The 16,509-nt window shown below is 59.9% G+C and carries 13 protein-coding genes; 9 read left to right on the top strand and 4 right to left on the bottom strand.

The features are described 5' to 3' along the window. Positions 1–285: 285 nt before the first annotated feature. The 6 genes from DWV00_RS35035 (at position 286) to DWV00_RS03975 (ending at position 6,080) form a co-directional block, all read left to right on the top strand. Positions 286–672: a tetratricopeptide repeat protein gene (locus DWV00_RS35035; protein WP_425452703.1), complete on the top strand. Its 387-nt coding sequence runs from the start codon at positions 286–288 to the stop codon at positions 670–672. Between the two features lie 661 nt (positions 673–1,333). Continuing rightward, positions 1,334–2,851 carry a group II intron reverse transcriptase/maturase gene (gene ltrA, locus DWV00_RS03990; protein ID WP_115532172.1) on the top strand — a complete coding sequence of 506 codons (1,518 nt, stop codon included), beginning with the start codon at positions 1,334–1,336 and terminating at the stop codon, positions 2,849–2,851. Positions 2,852–2,993: 142 nt separating this feature from the next. Continuing rightward, positions 2,994–3,431, top strand: coding sequence for a tetratricopeptide repeat protein (locus tag DWV00_RS03985; protein WP_115532171.1), 438 nt, complete (start codon positions 2,994–2,996; stop codon positions 3,429–3,431). A gap of 230 nt (positions 3,432–3,661) precedes the next feature. Then, the gene (locus tag DWV00_RS33600) at positions 3,662–4,177 is read left to right on the top strand and encodes a hypothetical protein (protein ID WP_147297834.1); all 516 of its coding nucleotides are present in this window, start codon (positions 3,662–3,664) and stop codon (positions 4,175–4,177) included. Positions 4,178–5,064: 887 nt separating this feature from the next. Next, a complete protein-coding gene (locus DWV00_RS33595; protein WP_147297833.1) occupies positions 5,065–5,367 on the top strand; it encodes a hypothetical protein in 303 nt (100 codons plus the stop codon). Between the two features lie 164 nt (positions 5,368–5,531). Next, entirely contained in the window at positions 5,532–6,080 is a 549-nt protein-coding gene (locus DWV00_RS03975; protein ID WP_147297832.1) for a hypothetical protein, read from the top strand. Positions 6,081–6,200: 120 nt separating this feature from the next. Here the strand turns inward: DWV00_RS03975 and DWV00_RS03970 are convergent, their stop codons facing one another. The 4 genes from DWV00_RS03970 to DWV00_RS03960 all read right to left on the bottom strand — a co-directional run bounded on the left by DWV00_RS03970 (position 6,201) and on the right by DWV00_RS03960 (position 10,423). Beyond that, positions 6,201–6,770: a YdeI/OmpD-associated family protein gene (locus tag DWV00_RS03970; protein ID WP_115532274.1), complete on the bottom strand. Its 570-nt coding sequence runs from the start codon at positions 6,768–6,770 to the stop codon at positions 6,201–6,203. A gap of 222 nt (positions 6,771–6,992) precedes the next feature. Further along, positions 6,993–8,762 (bottom strand): hypothetical protein, encoded by a 1,770-nt coding sequence (locus tag DWV00_RS03965; RefSeq protein WP_147297831.1) that lies wholly within the window; start codon positions 8,760–8,762, stop codon positions 6,993–6,995. A 434-nt stretch (positions 8,763–9,196) separates the two neighbouring features. Further along, entirely contained in the window at positions 9,197–9,358 is a 162-nt protein-coding gene (locus DWV00_RS33920) for a hypothetical protein (protein WP_181885345.1), read from the bottom strand. A 153-nt stretch (positions 9,359–9,511) separates the two neighbouring features. Next, entirely contained in the window at positions 9,512–10,423 is a 912-nt protein-coding gene (locus DWV00_RS03960; protein WP_115532273.1) for a LysR family transcriptional regulator, read from the bottom strand. A gap of 174 nt (positions 10,424–10,597) precedes the next feature. On the opposite strand from DWV00_RS03960, the gene DWV00_RS03955 reads away from it, so the two are divergent. The 3 genes from DWV00_RS03955 to DWV00_RS03945 are packed head-to-tail and all read left to right on the top strand — an operon-like array spanning position 10,598 to position 16,489. Continuing rightward, positions 10,598–14,044 (top strand): molybdopterin-dependent oxidoreductase, encoded by a 3,447-nt coding sequence (locus DWV00_RS03955; RefSeq protein ID WP_115532167.1) that lies wholly within the window; start codon positions 10,598–10,600, stop codon positions 14,042–14,044. Positions 14,045–14,075: 31 nt separating this feature from the next. Beyond that, positions 14,076–15,014, top strand: coding sequence for a bifunctional Delta(1)-pyrroline-2-carboxylate/Delta(1)-piperideine-2-carboxylate reductase (lhpI, locus tag DWV00_RS03950; protein ID WP_115532166.1), 939 nt, complete (start codon positions 14,076–14,078; stop codon positions 15,012–15,014). Between the two features lie 23 nt (positions 15,015–15,037). Continuing rightward, complete coding sequence (locus DWV00_RS03945; RefSeq protein ID WP_115532272.1) at positions 15,038–16,489, top strand: short-chain fatty acid transporter; 1,452 nt, start codon at positions 15,038–15,040, stop codon at positions 16,487–16,489. Positions 16,490–16,509 lie beyond the last annotated feature (20 nt).

Below are 16,509 nucleotides of genomic sequence, written 5' to 3'. Positions count from 1 at the left end.
AAAAACGAATACGCCGTTCTTTCAGGCGGACATCTGGTCAGTTGGCAGTCCTCGAGTGATGCGAGCGCAAGCGAAGCCAAAGCATACCGCGCTGGCGGTGTCCGGGCACTTGCAATTCTATTTGGCCTAACCATCCTTGCCATCGCTCTGTGCACGTTTGCATATCGCTAATCGAAGAGTCGATTTGGTGTCGTCTTCCGTGCCGCATCGGGCAGTCGTCGGCCAGGAACAGCCAATCGACGCTAATGCCGAGATCATCGACAATCCGTTCGCAATTATCAACAGATGCTGCTTCGATCGGGGAGAAGAGCCGCCATGACGAATTCAATTCGGGACCGCTACGCCAGCCTTTGGAGAATGCGAGCGGGTGCCCTTGTCTTACTGGCTTTCGGGTTTGCCGGCACCGCTTCGGCTGGACAGCTAGAGGACGCTAAAGCCGCTCTCGAGCATAGGCACTGCTCGGTCGCGCTCGGGCTCTGGCGCCCACTCGCGGAACAAGGGAACGCGACCGCCGAAACGGGTATGGGCATCCTCTATGAGAATGGCTGCGGAGTTCCAAAGGACGAAACACAAGCCGTTGCTTGGTATCAAAAGGCTGCTGGGCAAGGCGACGCTGAGGCTGAATATCGCCTGGGCGAAAGATATGTCCTAGGGTACGCCCAGCCAGCGTAGCCCGCCCGCATGGGGGTGAAGCTGCTTGAGCATGTTTGGAATGCAGGACTCCGGAGGAGTTGACGTTGCAGTACCGGGGCATGCCCTTCCTCTGCTGCGAGAGGAAGTGAGCCGAAGCGGCGGTGACTTGCCGACACTGGCAAGGTGACGTAGTCCGTGGGAAACGGGGCTTGCGGCGAAGCGGTTACGCCAAGATGAGCCTCCAGGCTGAGCATGGGACGGTTGAGGAACACGAACCTGTTGAACCGCATCTGAGGGTTGAAATGTCACCCCTGCCCACACCGCTTTATGGGCAGGACGCGACCTGCAGCCGGTCACACGTAGGGCCCGGCTGCACGAGTGCTGACTGGATATGTATGCCAGTTAGCATGGAACCACGGGGAGCGCGCAGCTAGACCGTGGTGTTCGCGACAACTTGCGGCAAGCAAGGATAAAGACTGCGACAGGCAACCTCGCCCATGCGTTGAGTCCAGCATGTGAACTGGGGAAGGTCTGCACGGATGCCAAGGGAGTGTGCCCCCGATGACGTGCAGACTGGCGGAGCCTCCGTAGTAGTCCGAGGTCGGGAAAGCCGGCTACATGGCGAAGGGAGGCAGTTTAAGTGGTTTGCGTGGCTAATTAGCTGACCGCAGTGAGGTGAAGACCTTTGATAATCAGTGAAATGCAAAGCAAACTGGCGACATGGTCGACGGAGAACAAAGAACGCAAGTTCGATCGACTTCTGAGACTGATTGCTGATAGGGATTGGCTGAGCGAGGCGGCTCGTATCACGCTGGCTTCCAGCGGAGCCCGCACGCCGGGTGTGGACGGTGTCGACAAGCGCATGATGGAAGCATATCTCCCTCATGAGCTGACGACGATACGCGAAGAACTGTTGGCGGGCTCGTATTGCCCGCTGCCCGCGCGACGCGTGTATATACCAAAAGCGAACGGCAAGCTCAGGCCGCTCGGTATCCCTTGTCTACGGGATCGGATCGTGCAAAGGGCCATGCTGATGGCGATGGAGCCGATATGGGAGAGTGATTTCCATCCGGCTTCGTATGGCTTCAGGCCGGCCCGAAGCGTACATCATGCGATTCGCACGGTGAAGCTTCAGCTACAGGATGGCGGTGAACACAGTGTCTCCGGACGCTGGGTTATCGAGGGCGACCTCGCCAGCTACTTCGACACCGTTCACCATCGTCTGCTTCTGAAGGGAATCCGCAAGCGGATCGCCGATCAGCGCTTCCTCGCCCTGCTCTGGAAGTTCATCAAGGCTGGATGTGTTGATCGTGATCTGTTTCGCGCCGCGAGCGAAGGGGTTCCCCAGGGTGGGGTCATCTCACCCCTCCTATCCAACATCATGCTGCACGAGTTCGATGCGTGGATGGAGAAGAACTATCTGAGCAAGAAGGTGCGCAAGGATCGGTGGGCGTGGAACTTCGCGATTCTCAAGCAGCGTCCGATTACTGTTCGAGAAAACCGGCAGTGGAAACCAGCTATTGCCTACTGCCGGTATGCAGATGACTTTGTGATTGTGGTCAAGGGGACCCGCGAACATGCCGAGGCCGTACGCGAAGCATGCCGTGGGTTCCTCGAAGGCGAACTGAAGCTCACGCTGAATATGGAGAAGACCCATATCACGCATGTGAACGACGGCTTCGTCTTCCTCGGTCACCGGATCGTCCGCAAGCGTGGTTCACGCGGTCGCATGCGGCCTGTGACGACAATTCCGTGGGTGAAGTATCGGGGCTTTGCCGAGAGGCTCGTCAAGCAACTGTCGGGAAACTATGGCATGAACCGGATGGACCTGATGGAAAGCCTGAATCGGCAACTTGCCGGCTGGGCCGCCTTCTATCAATACACCGACTTTACGGCCACCATGTTTAGAAAACTGGACCGCGCAGTCTTCTGGAAATTCGGCTACTGGCTTGCGCGCAGGTATCGGCGCGGGTTCCTGTCGCTGATGCGCGAATACATCCGGGCACCAGAGCCGGGCCAGACTAAAACATGGGTGCTGCAAGGCCAGAACAGTCGAGGTTGGTATGGGACGGTGGCGCTTCGGCGTCTTGTTACCAGTCGGAAAGGTCAATTCAGGTGGCGTACGCCATCGGAAAATCCGTACGTCCTGCGCGATGAGACACGCAGCACCATCGAGTCGCGCTACGCTGATGTCGCCTTTGCTATGAGCAACGCTTGAATGGAGAGCCGGATGCGCTGAGAGGTGCAAGTCCGGTTCGGGGAGGAGAGGCGGGGAAATAGTTCGACTACGCCCTGTCTCTTACTCCACTCCAAGCGGCACGAGCAAATTTCCTCGTGATCTCGACCGTGGGCTCGCACTGATGAAAAAGGCTGCTGATCAAGGACACGCCCAAAGCATGTTCGCAATCGGCAACTACTATAGCCATGGCTTGTTTGGCCTCCCGAAAGACCGTGCTGAAGCCGTTGTGTGGTTTCGGAAAGCCGCGGAATTAGGTTTTCCCCTTGCCGAGGACATGCTTGGTGCGGCTTACGAATACGGTCAAGGGGTCGAGCGGGATCCCGCGCAGGCGAAGCATTGGTATCAAAAAACGCTCGAGGATACTCGAAAGGAAGCCGAGCAAGGCGATGCCGCCGCTCAACTCTGGCTCGGCCAGATGTACGAGCGAGGGTTTTCGGATGTGCAAAAGAACACAGCTTTGGCTCTGTACTGGTATCGGAAGGCAGCTCAACAAGACGGCCCGCTCAAAAGCGACGCACAAAGCGCGGTTGCCAGACTTGAACGCGATACCAGCCCCTGAGCGCAGACCATCGTTTGAGATTGGCGCGTCCGCCGAGTCAGCGGGATGACCACTTTCGGGAAATGCGATGCGCGGCTTGGGGGTCGGTTACGGACCGTCGACCGTGGCGGCAGTCGCGCTCAATAACTCGCGGACAGTGAACTTCCGCACGGGACCAGTATCGATCGACACTGACGCCGGAATCGCTGACAATCTATCCATTCTCGGGGACCAGCAGTGGCATCACATCAATGACAGAACGATCTGATATTGCGAAGTTGCGTCGCTTTATACTGCCTACAGCCGCCGCCGGGCTGTTTTGTGCTGTTATGCCAACGCTGGAGCCGGCGCCTACATCTAAGCTTTCAGACATATGCCATCTAAATTCGGCTGGCGATCCTGTAATAGATAAAATCTCTGTAGGTCGAATATCATATATTACAAATGCCTACTTTATTCAAGAATCAGGAGACAACGCCACGCTGCTTTCGCGCTGTGTTAAAGGGGGCTGCGGCCCACTTGATCCCAAGTTGTTTCAGGGGCAAATCGGTTTTCCTGTGCGTGCAGAATTCTGCAGCGGTCATTTTCAGCGAGTGACGATTTCGGGGACGACCGTCTTTGAATTGACTCAACAGTATCTCGACTTCCAAATCGCAGCAACTCGACGTGCCAATAAGTGGATGATCCGATTCGGAGTGATCTGGTGCAGCTTCTGGTTGCTCTTGCAGACAGTCGCGGAAGTTCGATTCAAGCGGCTAAATACATAATTTCGACCGAGATGGTCTTCAGGCTCTGCGCCGGTGGCTGAATGATCCGACCGGCTGCTTTCAAGATCGTTGAACAGCACTTCGGGTAGGACGGTCTGCCGTGTTGGGCAGCAACCGGCCAATCCATCGCCGACCAGCAATTATCATCGATCTATGCGGCGGTAGCAAATTCTGGACTCCGGGTTTAGGCGGAGCGCGGCAACCCTATCGCACCTATCTGAATCCATATCGGAAACACGGGCGCAAACTTTAGCCATTGCGCCGTCGAACGTCCGATAGGGAGTAATGTGAGAGGTCGCTTGCCGCCATGAAGGAACATTTGACTTTGCCGAGTGAATCGTTGACACTCCCCCAGTGAAGGTCTGATTTGACGGCGTTCATCGCGTTCGTGATTTCGAGCAAAGAGGAAGGGAGATGCCTTTTTTATGCGGGCCTAAAAATTCGCGATACGCATATACAGGTAACCCGTGTCCACATACCGACTTGGCACTACCGGTCGATGCGTTGACTCTCGGGGATGCACTCGTCAAGTATGAAAGCCATTTTTGCGTTCGGATTTCAGTGCACATCGACGCCGGAGACGCAGAAGAAAAGTTTGGCGAGAAATATTTTCGGTACGTCGATGAGGCTACCGGTGCGAATCAGCTGGTCGACATCCACGTATTCCGCGGGAATGCAGAGCTGTGTCCCAAGCAGAAACTCGATTTCGCCCTCGAAAGCGCAGACATAGTTGAGATAGGCCCGCTGGTCTGCTGAACGTCGGTCGGGGGTCGGTTAGGCGCGGGCGTTCGGGCGACGCACGAAATCCGTGACAATCAGTAGGCTAAAGTCCTCAGCCATCAGTGCATAAGAACATGACTCGCCCTCCTCGCTCACCTGATCTAATCGTGAACTTCCATCTTACGGCGTATGGACTAGACGGCTCATTGAGAAGGATCATTTCCGGCTATCGCCCGATTTACAAGGTGCGCGATGACTACTGGTCATCGGCGCATCACGAATTCGACGCGACAGGCGTCTGCACAGGGCGTCAAGGTAAGGCAGAGGTCTGGCTTTTGTCGCCTGAGGCATACCCGCGAACCTTTGGAGTCGGTCGGCGAATTGAAGTGGCTGAAGGTTCAAGGATTGTAGGTTTCGTGGATGTCCTGCAAGTGCTCAACCCGTTGCTCGAATACAGCGCGGACGACTGACAGCCTTAGCGGCCACCGAGAGACTGCCGTGGTCGAGCTACGGCCGCTAACAGATGCTCGACGGCGACGACTATATTGTCGACAATCGCGCGGCTATCCCGGAATGCCCCGAGTAAATCTGTTCTCAACACCGACGATTTTCTCCCTCCAGCAACCATAGTCCAATGCAATCGAACACCAATTCGCCTTCTATGGCCGTTGATCGATTTTCCGCACTGCATTTCGCGCGGTGGGTCGGCTTCCTCGTGCTTTGCTTTGCACTTTGGGAATTCGATAAGAGCGTGCTCACGATATTCCTTGTGCTGGTTATTCTCTTGCCGCCGCTCTTGATCGCCTGGCTTGTCAGTAGTGTGAAGAACGCAGTTGGTCGCCGGTGGCGCAGCGCAGCCTCGGCATTCGTGGCGCCTCCACTCGCGGGTGCTCTGATGATGGGGCTATCGTCTATCGGCCTGGACTCGCAGCGCATTCATTTCGCCCTGGTCAAGTATCCGCATGAGATCGAACTGCACTTCTCGCCGTCCGGTGGGCGAGCGTTCCACAGTTGGAGCTGGGGGTTAGATGCAGCCCCACTGTCACCAGGTGTTGCTTACACATTGAACTACGACCCGACGGATGCGGAATTGCTCGCCCCTAAGGTTCCAGATAAATCTATCAGGCCAATGGGTGATCACTTCTACGTCGTAAAAGAGTCGGAAGACGGAAGCCCCCTCTGAGGACCAAAGGCGACGGAATGCTCGATCCTCGGGTCGGTTACCGCCACTCGTGTTAGACCGCGTTCGACTGCTTGAGCGCGGCATCCTCCGGCACTTCCGTCGGCCACCGAACTCCCAGGCCTACGGATGAATAGTTTCCCCACGACTCAGCATGCCGATGAACTCCTCGATCTTGCGCACCCGTGTTTCGGGCTTTTTCGCATTCTGTATCCGAAACAGGATGGCGTAGCGGTTTCGGCCGTTCAGCGTCGCAAAGAACTCGCTGGCCTTGGGATTAGCATCCAGTGCGGCCTGCAGGTCGTCCGGCACGACCGAGTTGCTGGGTGACGTATAGGCAGCCTCCCAGCGGCCATCCTCTTTGGCTTTCTCGATTTCTCGCATGCCCGAAGGAAGCATTCTGCCTGCGGCGATCAGCGCTTCGGCCCGGTCTTTGTTGAGCGCGGACCAGATACTTTTTGCGGAGCGTCGAGTGAAGCGTTGCAACCAGTATTCTTCATTTTCAGTCTGCTTTTGCCCGTCGATCCAGCCGTGACAAAGGGCACTTTCGACCGCCTGTCCGTAAGTCAAGGTCGGCCGCCCGGCGCCCTTCTTTGCAAGGCGCAGCCATATCCCGGTCGAGGTACCGCCGTTCTGCGTCAACCAGTTCTCCCATTCTTTCTGGTCGAGGAATGTCAGTCGGGGCTCAGTCATGGAGGATCCGAATGGTTGCATTCAGGCAGCAGGGCTTTTTCGTTCACCGAAACCTCACGGATTACCGATTTACGCGGGTTTGAGAATACCCCAATCATCGACAATTCAGCGCTTGTCCATCGACCCAAGCGAAAACAAAAAGCAAAAAAGCCCGCATCCCAAAGAATGCAGGCCAAACAGCACGCGCCGTGCACTGCACGGCGCTTCGTACCAGAGTGAAACTTAGTTGCTCGACGTCGTCGTCGGGACCAGCGCCACGCCGCGCAGCACCTGGCCGTACGGAGCGGTTTCCATCACGCTGAAGCCCGAACCCGTCGGCGTCACCGTCGAACCGTTCACGTTGACCGTGATCTTGACCAACTGATTCGGATCCACGCCTTCGTCCACGTTCGCGAGGGTATCGCCCACCGTCGAGGTGATCGCGTAGAGGGTGAACGAACCATCGGCGTTGACCTGACCTGCGATATTGCGCAGACCGTCCGGCTGGGTCGTCATGCTGGCGCCTGCCTTGCCGTACACACCCTTCGTGTCGGTCACCGTGTACGGGGTGCCCATGTTAAGGCCCTGCGTGAGGTGGGCGATCGGCGTCCACTTGCCGTTCGAGTTCTGATAGACCCACAGGCCGCCCGAACCACCGGCAGCGCCAGTGGTCATGCTGGTGCCCGTGCTCGTCAGATCGCCTTCGTCAGCCACGAACATGATGTTCGGGTTGCTCTTCGGGATCCACATGCCGAACGGGAAGGCTGTGCCATACGACAGCTGCCAGTTGGCCGATGTGCTCAGGTTGGTCGCCGCGACGCCAGTCGGGCCGTTCGGCAGGAACAGCGGCGTGATCGCCGAGGTCTGCGGCAGTTGGCCGCTGGCCAGAGCGCCCGTCGTGCCCACCTGGAACACGGTGTTCACGCCGTTGCCGCCGCTGCCCTTCGACACGTACAGCGTACCGTCCGGGCCCAGGTACAGGCCGCGGAAATTGTCGTCCTTGCCCGTCTTGTCGGCAGTTTGGCCCGACACCTGAGCCAACGAGAAGCCGAACTGGTTACCGCCAACACCGGTCGTCTTCTTCGAATAGGTCAGGCTCGCATTTGCATCGGTGATCGTGCCCAGCGAGCAGGCGCCCGAAGCAGCCGGGGCATAGCTGCTGCCGCTAGCCGTGTTGAACGCGCCAATCACTTGCGAGAACGCGCAGCTGCTGCCCGCGGCAATGGTCTGCACGCCGGTGTCCATCGTCAGCGTGTCGACGATGCCGTACGTCGGGCTCGGCGTCGAGCCCGAGTTGCCGGCGTTGCCGATGATGTAGTACTGACCGTTGACCAGCACCGAAGCGCGGCCGTTGTTGCCCGAGAAGCCGTTGGTATTGGTGACCTGCAGGGTCTTGCTTGCCAGGTTCAGCTGAACCACGGCACGGTAGGTCGGCTGTGCAACGTCGGTATTGGACGGGTCGATCACGCCCGGGGTGTTCGAGTTCGAACGGTCGAGCTGGTCGATCGGCGCGTTGTATTCGTTGAACGTGATCGCGGTGCCGTCTTGCGACAGGTTCAGCGCGTCTTCCGACTTCGACGAGAAGCTCGACGTGATGTCTTCCAAACCCTGCTGCTGGGCAGCCTGCGTCACGTCCATGAACAGGGTCGGGGCCGTTGCGCCCGGCGCCCACTGGTCGATTGCCATGTCGGCAGTCACACCAAAGTTCGGATCGAGCGCGCTGGAACCACCGCTCAAGGTAAACATGTTCGGGAAGCCCACCGCAGTCGACGGCACCGACACGATCGTCGAGCCGCTCGTCGCTTCAGGCGTATTGTTGATCGGCAGAATGCTGCCAAGCCCCATCGTGAAGGTCGGATCAAACGTATCGCGCGAAACGAGCAGCGTCGGGGCAGCGGGCGTCGCCGCCGCCGCGCTGGTGGTCTGTGACGGCGTATTCGAGCCTCCACCGCACGCCGCCATGAGGGAACAGACCGCTGCGATCGGCAGCAAACGGAACGTGGTGCGCATCATGCATTCTCCGGAATTCGGCGCGAGTCTTCCCGCCGCGGCGGGGACCCCGCCGTGTCATTGGAGGTATCGGAGTATTTCTCGAGGGGTGCACACCCAATCGTGGCTCCGTCCCGTAGGAATACGATCTTTGATACCGCAACCACCCTGGTCGCAGTCCGGCATTCTTTCATTTGACTGTGGCAGTCAAATTGCACAATTCTTACTTTCTTAAACCTTACTTTGGCCCCGTGCGCTATCGCCCCCCAAAGCGATGGCGAGCGCCCGCCGCGCATCGCGCAAACGATTGCGTATTTCTCCTTCGAGCGGTACCAAAATCGTCGCGATCAAATAGCCACGCGCAGCGGGCAAACCCAAGCGGCCTGGCAGCGCATTTCAAGCCTCTCTGCAAGTCGCTGCAGCAAAGTTTGCTCAATGAGCAACTGGGAATCGTTGAGTCAGTGCGGCACCAGTTGCATGGATTGACGCGCCGATGTGTAATTAAACATCGTCATAGTCACTATCAATTCGCTGAGGGCTACCATTGAGAAAATGGCAAAGTGCGAAAAATAAGGCAGCAGCTTGTTGGGCGCAAACGCCGGCATCAATAAAATCTGCAATTTTTCTTCTTTTTACTATATGGGCATTTTATTTTGTATTTTTAGCAAGTCTTCAGAAAACAATTCCGGCACCGACGTGGGGACGCCCCATCCTGACCGGTGCTTTCATAGAAATCACGTTACTGGCTCAACTCTGGTATCGTCCCGCACAGACTATTGGACAGCCTTCTTCCAGGACCGGAACAGGTCTAACAGCGCTCTAACGGGGGGCAGCAAAGCGCCCTTTCGGGACCAGGCGACGCCGACGTCCATGGTCGGAATCGGAATACTCAGGTCGCGCCTGCCGATCCGGTTTCCTTCGAGTGACCAGGGACGATAAACAAGGTCCGAAAGGATTGTCACCCCCATCCCCAGCGCAACCATGCTGCGCACGGCCTCGATCGACTTGCTCTGGATGCGCACGCGCGGCTCGAGGCCATATTTGCCCCAATACTTGCGCACCGTGCGGACGTGCTCGTCCATGTCGAGCAAAAGATAGTCCTCGCGCGCAATGTCTTCCAGCGTGACCTGCTGCGCCTCTTGCAAGGGGTGATCCGGATGGGTCCACAGCCGGCGCGTGGAGCGCAGGATCGTTTCGTACTTCAGCTCGTCCGCCTTGGCCGTGTTCGACACCAATAGCAGACCGAGATCGAGCCGCCCATCGACAAGACTTCGCTCGATCGCCTCACGTGTGTCTTCAAGAATCTCGACAGTCAGGTTGCCAAAGCGCTGTGCGACGGCCGCGAGCATCTGCGGCATCAGATAGGCTGACACGGTTTCCGTCACGCCAAGCCGAACGTTACCCGCAATCTGTTCCGGTTCTTCCTGGGCCGCAACCACGGCCAGTTCGATCGACGTGCTTGCGTTCCGAACGTGACGCAGAAATCGCTCGCCGGCGCGCGTGAGCCGGACGCCTCGCGCGTGGCGCTGAAGCAGCGGCACGCCCACGGTGTCTTCGAGATTGCGCAGTGCAATCGTCATCGACGACTGAGAGACGGCGCAAAGATCGGCCGATCGTGAGATCTGCCCGGTATCGGCCACCGAAAGGAAGTATTCGATCTGACGAAGCGTAATGTGCGTGGCCACGTTGCTCAACTCCGCTGAACTGCGGTGCATCCGCGCCGCCGGCCCTCGTGCCGGTGCGCACGCGGCGCCCGGCCGGAGGTATTGAAAAATTATATATCTCTCGGTCGAAAATATGAATTTGGCAAGCCCATTCCGGCCACTTAGCATCCCCTCATGAAATAGCGTGGGACTGTGATGGAGACTCAGGAAAAGAAGGGCTACTGCACGTTGTGCCGGTCGAGATGCGGCACGATCAACACGGTGCGGGGCGGCATGATGCTCAAGGTGCGCCCCGATAACACGCACCCTACCGGCAGCGCGATGTGCATGAAGGGCAAAGCCGCGCCCGAACTCGTGCACAGTCCTAACCGCGTGCTGTATCCAATGCGTCGCACCGCGCCCAAAGGGGCGGCCGATCCAGGCTGGCAGCGCATCAGCTGGGACGAGGCGATGGGCGAGATCGCAACGACGCTCGCGCACCTCAAACGAGAAAGCGGCGCTGAATCGGTGGTGTTCGGCGTGACGACGCCAAGCGGCACGCCGATGAGCGACAGCATCGACTGGGTGGAGCGATTCGTCTGGGCGTTCGGCAGTCCAAATATTTGTTACGCGACTGAGATCTGCAACTGGCACAAGGACTTCGCGCACATGTTCACGTTCGGCTGCGGCATGCCGACGGCGGACTACCGGAATGCCGAGGTCATCGTGCTGTGGGGGACCAATCCGGCCAACACTTGGCTTGCACAGGCGGACAGCATCGCCCAGGGACGGCGCAAGGGCGCAAAACTGATCGTGGTGGACCCGCGGCCCACGGCGCTGGCGCGCGAGGCGGAAGTCTGGCTGCGCGTGCGGCCTGGCACGGATGGGGCGCTCGCCATGGGCATTGCCCGGCAAATGATCGCGACAGGCCAGATCGACGACGCCTTCGTTCGGGAATGGACGAACGGCGCGATGCTGGTTCGTCAAGACAACGGACTTTTTCTGCGCGAGCGCGATATCGACCCGAAATCGACGAGCAATCGCCATGCGGTCTGGAACGGCACGCTTGACCGCCACGAGTTTGTTGGCGAGGAACCCACGACGACACCCTCCGACCTTGCGTTGCGCGGCACGCACGAGGTTGGCGTATTCGACGCCGCAGGCAGGGCGACGACCGTGACCTGCAGGCCCGCGTTCGAACTGTTTTGCGACGCCCTCGCGATCTACACCCCCGAGCACGTGAGCGACATCACGGGTGTACGCGCGGCCGACATCGAGACCGTTGCGGCCATGCTCGGGCCGCACCAACGTATTGCCTACCATGCCTGGTCGGGCGTGGGGCAGCATACGAACGCGACGCAAACGGAGCGTTCGATCGCCACGCTGTATGCCCTCACCGGCGCTTTCGATACCCGAGGCTCGAACCGCGAACTGGCAAAGCAGCCGACGAATCCCGTCAGCGACTATGCGATGCTGAGCCCGCGCCAGCGTGCCAAGGCGCTTGGACTCGAGGAGCGTCCACTCGGTCCGCCGGCGCAAGGCTGGGTGACGGCGCGGGATGTCTATCGCGCCATTCTCGACGGCACGCCGTATCGGGTGCGCGCTCTCATGGCGTTCGGTACCAATATGGTGATGTCTCAGGCCGACATCGGCATGGCGCACGACGCGCTGTGCGCGCTGGACTTTCACGTGCATTGCGACCTGTTCGAGACACCCACCTCCCGGTACGCCGACATCCTGCTCCCCGTTAATACGCCCTGGGAGCGCGAAGGTCTGCGTCTCGGCTTCGAGATCAACGAGCGGGCCGTGGAACTGGTCCAGTTACGACAACGCATGGTGCCGCCACGCGGCGAAAGCCGCGCCGACTACGACATCGTTTTCGATCTGGCCATGCGGCTCGGAATGGGCGAACAGTTCTTCGGCGGCAGCATCGAGGCGGGCTGGAATCATATGCTCGAACCGATCGGCCTCGATGTCGCGACGCTGCGCGCGCATCCCGAGGGTGTCTATCGGCCGCTCGAACAACGGGAGCGTCAGTATGCGTGCGCCACTCCGACAGGACCGAGGGGCTTTCGCACGGAAACCGGGCGTGTCGAACTCTATTCGGAAAAGCTCCATCGGCACGGCTATCCCGCAGTCCCGCAATACGTCGCGCCGCAGCACGGTAGTGGTGCGCTCGCCGAAGATCACCGGCGCTATCCTTACACGCTCACCTCCATCAAGAACGGCTATTACTGCCACAGCCAGCAACGGGGCGTGCCGAGCCTGCGGCGGCGTGCGCCCTACCCCATCGCGGAACTGGGTGCGGCGCTCGCGGTCACGAAGGGCATTGCCGACGGTGACTGGATACGCGTTACCAGTGCGAGCGGCACTGCGCGATTCCGGGCGAGCGTCGTTCCCGAGCTTGCGCCGGATGTGATCGTGGCGGAGTACGGGTGGTGGCAGGCATGCGAAGAGATCGGCATGGAGGCGCTCGCGCCTTCGGGAAACGCAAGCAGCAACTACAACGCGCTCGTCTCCGGCGCGATTGTCGATCCGCTGAGCGGCTCGTCGCCGCTGCGTGCCGTGCCGTGCGACGTGGCACTCGACCCGTCCGTCGATCGTACGCGGCGTGCCTGGGAAGGATTCAGGGACTGCGTCGTGTCGGCCATTCGAGTGGACGCCGACGGCGTTCGCTCGGTCACGATCTGCGCCGCGGATGGCGGACTGCTACCCGACTATCTGCCTGGGCAGCACGTCACGGTCCATGCTCCGGTACTGGGCGAAGGCGGGACGACGCGCGCCTATTCGCTTACGGGTCGCGCGACCGAGGCCGGGCGCCGGAGCTATTCAATCGCGGTGCGTCATCAGCGAGGCCGCGACGCGAGCGACAAGCCCTTCGAGGGCGCGATGTCTTCGTATATCCATCGCGAGCTGGCAGTGGGGCACAAACTCCTGCTGCGCGCGCCCAGCGGTACATTCATCGTACCGCCCGCCTCAAAGCAGCCCATTGTCTTGTTTGCGGGCGGCATCGGCATCACGCCGTTCATGTCGTGGCTGGAGACGATCGGCGAACAGGGCGCGCAAGCGCCCGAATCCTGGCTGTTCTACGCGAATCAGAACAGCGCCACGCATGCGTTCCGGAAGCGAATCGCGCATTGGCAGCGCAGGTTGCCGATGCTTACCGTCGTGAATTGCTACAACCAGCCGCGCAACGAGGTACCCGGGCGCGACTTCGAGCTGCAGGGCTATCTAAGCGCGGACGTCGTAGACGAAGCATTGATACGGCGCCGTGCGCGCTTCTACCTGTGCGGCCCACAACCGATGATGGACGCGATCACGGCGGGCCTCATCGAACGCGGCGTCCCGCCGTTCGACATCTTCAGCGAGGCCTTCCGGTCTCCGTCGAAGCCGGTCCTCGACCCGTCGCAGCGCTTTACCGTCGAATTCCGGCGTTCGCGCCTCAAGGCCGACTGGACACCGGAACGCGGCAGCCTGCTGAGCTTCGGCGAAAGCATGGGCATCGGCATGCCCAGCGGCTGCCGCGTCGGGCAGTGCGAGAGCTGCGCAATCAAGATCCTCGCGGGAAAAGTCTCGCACCTGAGCGGGCAAGGCCCGGACGAGCCCGATATGTGCCTCGCCTGCCAGGCGATTCCGGTCACCCATCTATGCATCGATGCATGAACGACAGAAGACGCAAGGAGAGCCATTGAGCATGAAAATCTTCGACACCGTAACGACACGCGCAGCACTGGACTTCGCCACCTTGATTCCGTCACTGAAGCAGGCGTTTATCAAGGGATGCCAGGTTCCACTCAGACACTCGCACACGATCGAGGTCGCTGATGGCCGTACCGGCACCGTGCTGATCATGCCGGCATGGGACGCAGAGCGGTATCTCGGCATCAAGACCGTGAATATTTTCCCCGGCAACGTGGCGCACGGAATACCCGGCCTCCATTCAACCTATCTGCTGTATGACGCCCGCACGGGTGAGCCGCTCGCGCAAATGGACGGCAACGAAATCACGTCGCGCCGGACTGCCGCCGCATCGGCGCTGGCTGCAACCTACCTCGCACGCGAGGACGCTTCGCATCTGGTGTTGCTGGGCGCGGGACGGGTGGCAAGTCTCGTGCCGGCCGCCTATCGAAGCCAGCTTCCGATTACACGGGTCGAGGTCTGGGACATCGATCCCCGGGCGGCTGCGCGGCTCGTGCAGCAGCTGCAGCACGAACGCTTCTCCGCCTCGGTCGTCAGCGATCTGCCGCACAGCGTGGCACGTGCGGACATCGTGAGCTGCGCGACGCTCGCCACCGCGCCGATCGTGCAAGGGGCATGGCTCCGACCCGGAACGCATCTCGATCTGATCGGCAGCTTCACGCCGCAGATGCGCGAGGCCGACGACGACTGCTTTCGCGACGCCAGCGTGTACGTCGATACCGACGAGGCCCCGCAGAAATCCGGCGATCTAATCGGTCCGCTCGCGCGCAATGTCATTTCGCTCGCAAGCCTGAAAGGTACGTTGGCCGGCTTGTGCCGGGGCGACGCACGCGGCCGGGGCGACCGCGCGGAGCGCACGGTATTCAAGGCGGTGGGCACCGCACTGGAAGATCTTGCCGCAGCCGCAAAAGTCTACGAGCAGTACGCCGCATAACACGACGCATCGAGGAGATCATGATGAAGGAATTGAGCCATCAACAAGACATGGCCGTCGCGGCAGACCACGACGCACGCGGGCTCGAACGCATGGCTGCGGCGATCGCACGCTGGTCGGAACGATGGTTTCCCGACGCCTATCTGTTCGCGGCGATCGCCGTTGTGCTCGTTGCAATAGGCGCCCTCGCCGTTGGGGCACCGGTACAACGCGTGGGTATCGCTTTCGGAGACGGGTTCTGGAGCCTGATCCCCTTCACGATGCAAATGGCGATCGTCGCCATCGCCGGCTATGTGGTGGCGGTGTCGCCGCCTGCCGCGAGATTGATCGCATGGCTTGCACGCTTGCCGTCCAATGGCAGGGCCGCAGTCGCATTCGTCGCATTGGTCAGTATTGCGTTATCGCTTTTCAACTGGGCGATCAGTCTGATTTTTAGCGGTCTGCTGGTCCGTGCGCTGGCACGCCGCACCGAGCTTCGCATGGACTACCGTGCGGCGGGTGCCGCTGCTTATCTCGGCATGGGCGCGACCTGGGCACTGGGATTGAGTTCGTCGGCATCGCAACTGCAGGCGAATCCGGACAGTTTGCCGAAGGCGCTGCTGGCGATCACCGGGGTCATTCCGTTCACGGAAACGATTTTCCTGCCTCAGTCGATGCTCATGGTCGGCGCGCTGACCGCCGTGTCGTTGCTGATTGCGTATCTGTCCGCGCCTAGCGAAGCACGCGCGAAAACCGCGCAATCGCTGGGCATCTCGCTCGACGAGACTGCAATCGATGTTGCCGCGCCTTCGCGTCCTGGCGACTGGCTCGAGCACAGTCCACTCATTACGCTGCTGATTGTCGCGCTCGGTTCCGTATGGGCGTGGCACGAGTTCACGACGAAAAACCCCCTGCTGGCAATCTCGAATCTCAACACGTACAACTTCGTATTTCTGCTGGGCGGTATGTTGCTGAACTGGCGCCCTCGCCGCTTCCTGAATGCAGTCGCGAAATCGGTACCCTCTGTGGCAGGCGTGCTGATCCAGTTCCCGCTCTATGGGGGCATTGCGTACATGCTCACGAAAGCGGCAGCGCCAACGGGCCTACCGCTATCCGATCATCTTTCGCATTTCTTCGTCACGGTGTCGTCGCATGGGTCGTTTCCGGCGCTGATGGGTATCTACTCGGCCATTCTCGGTTTCTTCGTGCCGTCAGGCGGCGGCAAGTGGATCATCGAAGCACCCTACGTGATCGCGGCAGCCAGGGATCTGCAGGTGCACCTGGGCTGGGCGGTCACTGTCTACAACTCGGCGGAAGCGCTGCCGAATCTGATCAACCCTTTCTGGATGCTGCCGTTGCTCGGTGTGCTGGGATTGCGGGCTCGTGATGTGGTGGGCTTCACGTTTACTCAGTTCGTCGTGCATCTTCCGCTGGTGATTTTCATGTTGTGGATCCTCGCCGGAACATTGACCTATCATCCTCCCGTTACGCTCTGACTGGCTCTTCACACCCCCGA

The sequence above is a fragment of the Trinickia dinghuensis genome, from assembly GCF_003367175.1.
In the GTDB taxonomy this organism is placed as follows: Bacteria; Pseudomonadota; Gammaproteobacteria; order Burkholderiales; family Burkholderiaceae; genus Trinickia; species Trinickia dinghuensis.
The sequence above is the reverse complement of the archived record's forward strand: the minus strand, read 5'-3'. Positions and strand labels throughout refer to the sequence as shown.